Source organism: Planktothrix mougeotii LEGE 06226 (assembly GCF_015207485.1).
Classification (GTDB): Bacteria; Cyanobacteriota; Cyanobacteriia; order Cyanobacteriales; family Microcoleaceae; genus Planktothrix.
Map to the genome: position 1 here is coordinate 82,874 of NZ_JADEWU010000016.1, position 6,767 is coordinate 89,640.

5 protein-coding genes and 1 tRNA gene are annotated in these 6,767 nt (G+C 42.2%); 1 reads left to right on the forward strand and 5 read right to left on the reverse strand.

Annotation, left to right across the window (positions count from 1 at the left end; all coding sequences use genetic code 11):
* The first annotated feature begins 60 nt into the window (after positions 1-60).
* Positions 61-912: a carboxylating nicotinate-nucleotide diphosphorylase gene (gene nadC / locus IQ236_RS09585; RefSeq protein WP_193869051.1), complete on the forward strand. Its 852-nt coding sequence runs from the start codon at positions 61-63 to the stop codon at positions 910-912.
* Between the two features lie 77 nt (positions 913-989).
* On the opposite strand, the gene IQ236_RS09590 is transcribed toward nadC, so the two are convergent.
* From IQ236_RS09590 to IQ236_RS09610, 5 genes are all read right to left on the reverse strand, one after another.
* The gene (locus tag IQ236_RS09590) at positions 990-2,018 is read right to left on the reverse strand and encodes a C39 family peptidase (RefSeq protein WP_190517904.1); all 1,029 of its coding nucleotides are present in this window, start codon (positions 2,016-2,018) and stop codon (positions 990-992) included.
* A 481-nt stretch (positions 2,019-2,499) separates the two neighbouring features.
* Positions 2,500-3,816, reverse strand: coding sequence for a M16 family metallopeptidase (locus IQ236_RS09595; RefSeq protein ID WP_193869052.1), 1,317 nt, complete (start codon positions 3,814-3,816; stop codon positions 2,500-2,502).
* 729 nt (positions 3,817-4,545) lie between these two features.
* Positions 4,546-4,619, reverse strand: a tRNA-Met gene (locus IQ236_RS09600).
* Positions 4,620-4,870: 251 nt separating this feature from the next.
* Complete coding sequence (locus IQ236_RS09605; protein ID WP_190517907.1) at positions 4,871-5,824, reverse strand: asparaginase; 954 nt, start codon at positions 5,822-5,824, stop codon at positions 4,871-4,873.
* A gap of 40 nt (positions 5,825-5,864) precedes the next feature.
* A complete protein-coding gene (locus IQ236_RS09610; RefSeq protein WP_190517909.1) occupies positions 5,865-6,365 on the reverse strand; it encodes a CGLD27 family protein in 501 nt (166 codons plus the stop codon).
* Between the last annotated feature and the right edge of the window lie 402 nt (positions 6,366-6,767).

Consider the following 6,767-nt stretch of genomic DNA (forward strand, 5'->3'; position numbering starts at 1 on the left):
AACCCGGTTTCTTTGAGCATCGATATTATATGATATTTTGAGATTCCTAATAGATTGAATATGAAGGCGATATTACCCCCTGGAATTATTTTAGATCCCTTATTGCAACAATGGTTATTAGAAGATATTGGACGAGGCGATCGCAGTACCGCCGGATTATTAATTGGAAATCAGATAAAATCGGCGGATTGGATTGTTAAAGAAAAGGGTGTAATTGCTGGGTTATCCGTAGCGGCGAGAGTGTTTCAACTCTTAGATCATCAGATGCAATTTACACCTTTAATTCAGGATGGAGAATATTGTGAAAAAGGGACAAAAATTGCAACTTTAGAAGGAAGTTTAGAAGCCTTATTAACGGGTGAGCGAGTGGCGTTAAATTTAGCGATGCGACTGAGTGGAATAGCGACAGCAACGAGAAAATATGTAGAAGCGATCGCAGATTTACCTTGTCAATTAGTAGATACGCGCAAAACAACACCCGGATTAAGAGTATTAGAAAAATATGCGATTCAAGTGGGGGGTGCAAAAAATCATCGCATGGGATTAGATGATGCAATTATGATTAAAGATAATCATATTGCGGCGGCGGGTGGAATTGGAAAAGCGATCACTCAAATTCGAGAAATAATGCCTTATCCTTTAACAATTGAAGTAGAAACCGAAACTTTAGAACAGGTAAAAATCGCCTTAGAGCATCAAGCAGATATTATTATGTTAGATAATATGTCTTTAGAATTAATGAAGGAAGCCGTTAATCTAATTCGTCAGAATAATCCTCGTATTAAAATAGAAGCATCGGGAAATATTACCTTAGAAACGATTCATTCCGTTGCAGAAACCGGGGTAGATTATATTTCAACGAGTGCCCCCATTACCCGTTCAACTTGGTTAGATTTAAGTATGAAAATTTAACATCCTCAAATCCGAATCACGGAAACAGTGTAAAAAAACCCCCTGAATTAGGGGGAATTCTGAGCTATTGATCAAGACTACTTAGAAATAAAATGCACCCAAAAATTGCCATCAGGGATGCAAACTCGCGTGATCAAGCGATAGGAATAATGTAAATAAGCTCCACTCAAATCAGTGCGATAACCAGAGGAGAACCATTCCCCATAGGGGTCATGAACAATAAACCCGTATTCGTCATAACCCACAACAACAATGATATGACCAAAGGACGTAAAATACCCATGAATAACAGCCGGATTTCCAGCCGCAATCCAATCTTTAATATCGTCTATAGTTCCATTGTCAGTAAAATAATCCTGACAACCATAATCTCGAACAATTCGAGCTAAATCATAAGGATCATGACGACTATAGCCTTTATTAATCGCATATTCATAAAGTTCATCTTCCAGTTGACCCGAACTGGTTTTACGACGAGCTTTGAAATATTCCAAACACATTGAGATGGAAGTAACATTGCAGGAACCCGTGGGATTAAACCAGTTGTCTAATTGAGATTTATAGGGAACATTGAGACGATAACTGGATGGAATCGGTTTAGGATAAACCAGTTTTCCATTTTCATAAATTTGGGCGTGTTCTCCCCAAATATATAAAACCGAATATCCTCCAAAGGACTCATTTCGTAAAGCGACTCGTAAATGTCCACGAATGGGGTCATAGGCTAAAACAGCAAATTCTTTTCCGCCAGGAATCGAAAATTTTTCTGAGTCATTTAGTTGAGAAGAAGCAATCGGTTTAACCTTAAAAACGGTACTTTTAAGGGTTTTCAATATCGGGGTGGTAACGGGAATCTGTTCCCGTTTTGTTTCGATTAACTTTTTCGCCGTAATTGTACCCAGATAACCCGCTTCACCACACTCCATCAACTTTTGGAATTGATGTAATGAAGCTGTTGATTTAGGGCCAAAAATGCCATCGGCTGGGGGATCAAGCAAACCTAACCCAATGAGTTGAGTTTGGATCTGACGACTGAGTTCGTCATCTTCAGCAATGGCTTTAATATCATATCGAGTATTTTTACCGATAAAATCCTGTAGTTTCATATTGGCTGGTTCTCATCATTGACTCAATCATCATAAAAGTAGGATGGGAGTGTGGAAACTCAGCGTCTTCAGACCTGAGAGGAAACACGACTCAGGGGAATTTATTCCCCGTGAATATTGGATTGGGAACCGACAAAAATTGTTGTATTTGCCGATTCCCGGTTTTTTTGGGATTTCTCCCACTCCTATTTCTAGGGTGAAGTTAGCTTCGCCAATGTTATCGGTCGGTAACTATCTCAAAAGCACTGTTTTACCCCTCGTAAAACTGTTTAACTTTTAAGTTCCAGAGCAACAGACTAGCTACGCATCTATTGGTGGGTTCTTGAACACTTGCCGATAACGTAGTCAATTAAGACTATAGCTGGTCAGCTATCCAAAGAGGAGGCATGAAGCCCCGTCTCTTTAGAGCGGGGTGCTGACAGACATCAAAGTTGTCAGGACAATTTTACCGATATTCGGGAAGAATTTAGAGATATCCTGATCATCCCTCTAAATCTGTACTATGAACAGGAGGTTTGAGGATGACGATTCCATAAGCATGAGCCGATAAATACTGTTGTGCTGCCTGTTGAATTTCTGTAGAACTCAATGCTTGAATATGATCAGGATAATACAGACCTGCGGTTAAATCCCCGACTAAGGATTGATAATAGCCATATAATCCAGCGCGATCGCTTGGTGTTTCATTACTAAAGATAAACCGATTTGCCACTTGTGTCCTAACTTTTGTCATTTCCTCTTCTGTAATCGGTTCGTTTTGCAGTTGAGAGATATGATCACACAGAATCGCTTCAACCTCGGTGAGATTTTCTACGGGTAAACGGGCTGAAATATAAAAGACCCCTTGTAAACGCTGAGTCATATTACTCGCAGAAATCGACGAAACTAACCCTCGATTTTCCCGGAGATCTTGAAATAGTCGTGCGGTTCTTCCTTGGCCTAAAATATAAGCTAAAACATCTAAGGGGTAAGTTTCAGACAGTTCTTCTAAACCGGGGACACGCCACAGCATTAATAATCGAGCTTGTTGTAACGTATCATCAATAATTTCTTGACGGACAATGCTCTGAAAACTGGCTTCAGGAGCCCAGTGTTTGCGTTCTGGGAGGACAGAACTGATTGATCCGGGATAAACTGAAGTAACGGCATCTTCTACGGTTTGAATCAGAGAATCAACGGGTAAATTTCCCACCACTGCGACCGTCATAGAACGAGGCTGATACCAGGTGCGATGAAAATCTCGCATTTGTTGAGGGTGTAACTGTTCAATTACCGATGCTGGCCCCAAGACCGGACGACGATAGGGAAGCTGCTCAAAGGCGATTTCCATGGACTGGCGAAAAGAGCGCCTACCGGGGTTATCCTCAGAACGACGAATTTCTTCTAACACCACAAATCGTTCCCGTTCAAACGCCTCATCCGCAATACTAGCATTGAGAACCACATCAAACTGTAAAGGAGCTAAATCCGCCAAGTCTTGAGGGGCAGTGGTAATGTAGTAATGGGTATAGTCTTGGCTGGTGGCTGCATTCGTTACAGCACCCCGTTGTTCAATTTTTTGTTCAAATTCTCCCAACTGGAGATGGGGTGTGCCTTTAAAAACGATATGTTCTAAAAAATGCGCCATCCCGTTGATATCATTGGATTCAATCGCCGAACCGATATTAATCCAAACATTGAGATTGACAGCATCCACAGGTAACTGTTCAGCCACAATGGTTAAACCATTTGAGAGGCGATGAACAGTTGGGGTATTAATCGGTCGAGACGAAGACGGTTTAACAAGGATGGAAGTCATAAGAAAAAGGTGGGAGTTTGGAAACTCAGCGTCTTCAGACCTGAGAGGAAAAACGACACAGAGGAATTTATTCCCCGTGGAGTATTGCCGCCTTGGGATTGCTTTACTCGGTGTACTTTTGTAATGTACTTTCAACGGGACAGTTACCGCTTCGAGTATTGCAACCCTGTACGCACAATACTTTGCTCCTAAGAGCCTCCCTTTGCAGGGGTAAGGTTCGCTTCGCCAATGTTATCTAGGCTTGTTAGGCTAACCACACTGTCTTACCCCTCGTAAAACTGTTTAATGATTAGCGATAGAGCCACAAACTAGCGTCGCATTCGTGGGTATCGTGACCTAAATAACGTAGTCCTTGAAGGACTTAGGCTGGTCAGCTAACTAAAGTTAGAGGCTCGAAGCCCCGTTACAGAGAGTGCGGGGTGCTGACTCGTTGTGTCTTGGGTTGTCTAGGTTTCTATCACTTTAGACCTTTTTGCGGAAAATTGAAAAACCCCCCGGCATTAAGACATCAAGGCTAACCTGGCTTTTCAAAAATTCTATCCCGGCGGATAGAAAAATGCTGGGAAATCATTTTCAAAGTCACAGAAGAGGGATAATGTACCCAATAGAAACAAGAACTCGCCATACCATCAGCAAGTTCTTGTTTAAAAGATAAAGAGAAGATTATTGTGTTAAAGTGGACAACAATTTGTCAATCCAGATTAACTCTCGTATTCCAGAACTCTAAAATGGCGGGGAGCGGATTTGAACCACTGACCTTCGGGTTATGAGCCCGACGAGCTACCAGGCTGCTCTACCCCGCGTCGCTTGTTCCTTTCCTAGTATAACCATAACTTTCTGAATTTGACAACCCCTTTTTTAAAATATTTTTTGGGCGACAAGGGGACAAGGGGACTAGGGGACTAGGGGACTAGGAGAGATGAGGGGACTAGGGGACAAGGAGAGATGAGGGAAGATCAGGGGAGATGAGGGAAGATCAGGGGAGATGAGGGAGGCCGAAGTCTCCCTTCGACAGGCTCAGGGCAGCGCAGTGTCAAGCTGTCAATAGCTCACTTTAAAGAAACGACAATTCCCCCATGACATCTAAGCGTTTGAAGTCGTTGAGGGTGAGGAATTTTTCACCCAGGGTTTCGGCGATGGTGGGGGTAATCCATCCCATTTGTTTTAATAGATGAATGGCGGTGGCGTATTTCGCGCGATGTGAGCCATCCATAACTTTAATGGCTAATCCCATGCCTTCACCAATGCGTCCAACACATTGCACCCCTTCGGCTCCAGATTTACTGACGAGTTCTCCTTCGGTTAAGCGCATTAATTCCGTGTCAAAACGTCCAACTCCGGCGACCATTTCCGGGTGATGGGTCATGGCGCGAACAATACGTTCTCGATCAAGGTTATCCCCTGATGTTAATTGAGCATAGAGTATCGCCATTTGGCTTAATTCCAAATAATAGGTCGGTGCGCCGCAGTCATCCCTAGCACTGAGGAATTCATCGGGGGGTAATGCTAATAATTCTCCGACTTTACCGATAATGAGTTGTTGTAGAGGATGTTTCCGTTGTAAATAGCTTTCTAACGGCCAATGGCATTGTTGACAAACCGCTAACATTCCGGCGTGTTTCCCAGAACAGCCATGTTGCAGACGGCTATTTTTGCCTTCAGGAATGGGACACTGGAGTTGTACCGGGTCAACATCCGCTCGCCAGAGAATATTAAACGCTTGTCGAGCTTGTTCGATGGTTCCTTGATGAGAACTACAGATAATCGCTAAATCAATATCGGTTAAATCATATCGTTCCAGTGTGCCTGTTGTGATTACAGCTAAGGCTTGAAACGGTTTTAAGGCAGACCGGATAAAGGTCGCCGTGTCGGAATTTCCCGCAACAGATAATACTCGTCCTCGGCTATCACAGACGGTTGCTTGCACCCGATGGGTAGACTCAACGAGTCCTTCCCGCAGGAGTCTAACTTCCAGTTCTTTGGCTTGTGTTCGTTTTCCCCGTGTCATATTTAAGATTATATTTCAATTGGATTGGGTGAGTCAGTATTTACAATAAGATCCAGATTAGTCCGCCTCCTGCGAACAATCCTGCTAAACCGTAATAAGTTTTTCGTAATCGAGTCAGAATCGGTTGAACTTGGTGGGTGAGAATGAGTTGATCTTGAAGTAAAAATTCAGGGGTTTTTAGCCAAGTTTGGCCGTCATACCATCCTGATTCTTCATAAAAAATTTTAGAACTCAACAGACGGGATCTAATATAGTACCAGCCTAAAGATAACCGAATCACGACTAAGGTTAAAATAAAACTTGCTCCTGTCGCCGCACTGAGTATTAATTGGCCTGGGTATTTACTCGGGGCAAAACTAGCAGCAGCTACAGGACAAAAAATCACCCAGCTAATAAACCACACCCAAACTAATTTTCTCAAATATTGGGGCCAGTTGAGCATCACCCAGCTAAAAAACCAAGATGCTTTCAATTCTTGATATTCATTCACAGGACGTTGTTCAGGGGGAACTGGACAGACGGACACGGAAACCTCTCTCATATCAAAATCTGAGATTTTCTAGGATGGGCAAATCAATAATTTTATGTTTATCCAAACATGATAACGATTTGACAGACGGATTGTTTTCTCAGTTGGGCTGATATTTCCAGTCAAATGTCAGCCTGAAACGCTAGTAACCTGGATAAATCTGGTGTTTTTGAATCAGAGGATCATTTTTTTCAAAGCTAAATCTTAAAATATTATAAAGAATAAGGATAATTTTAAATTTTGTGATACCTTCTACCCATCTCCAAAACAAAATCATGGGTAAAAACGCAAATGATTGACTTAATCTCCTAATGTGGGCGTAATTAAAACTTAACTGTAGAATTCTTTGGATATCAGGGCATCTGTATTAATTTGCCCTTTTTTTCTTTATATAAAGGGACAAGGGGATGAGGG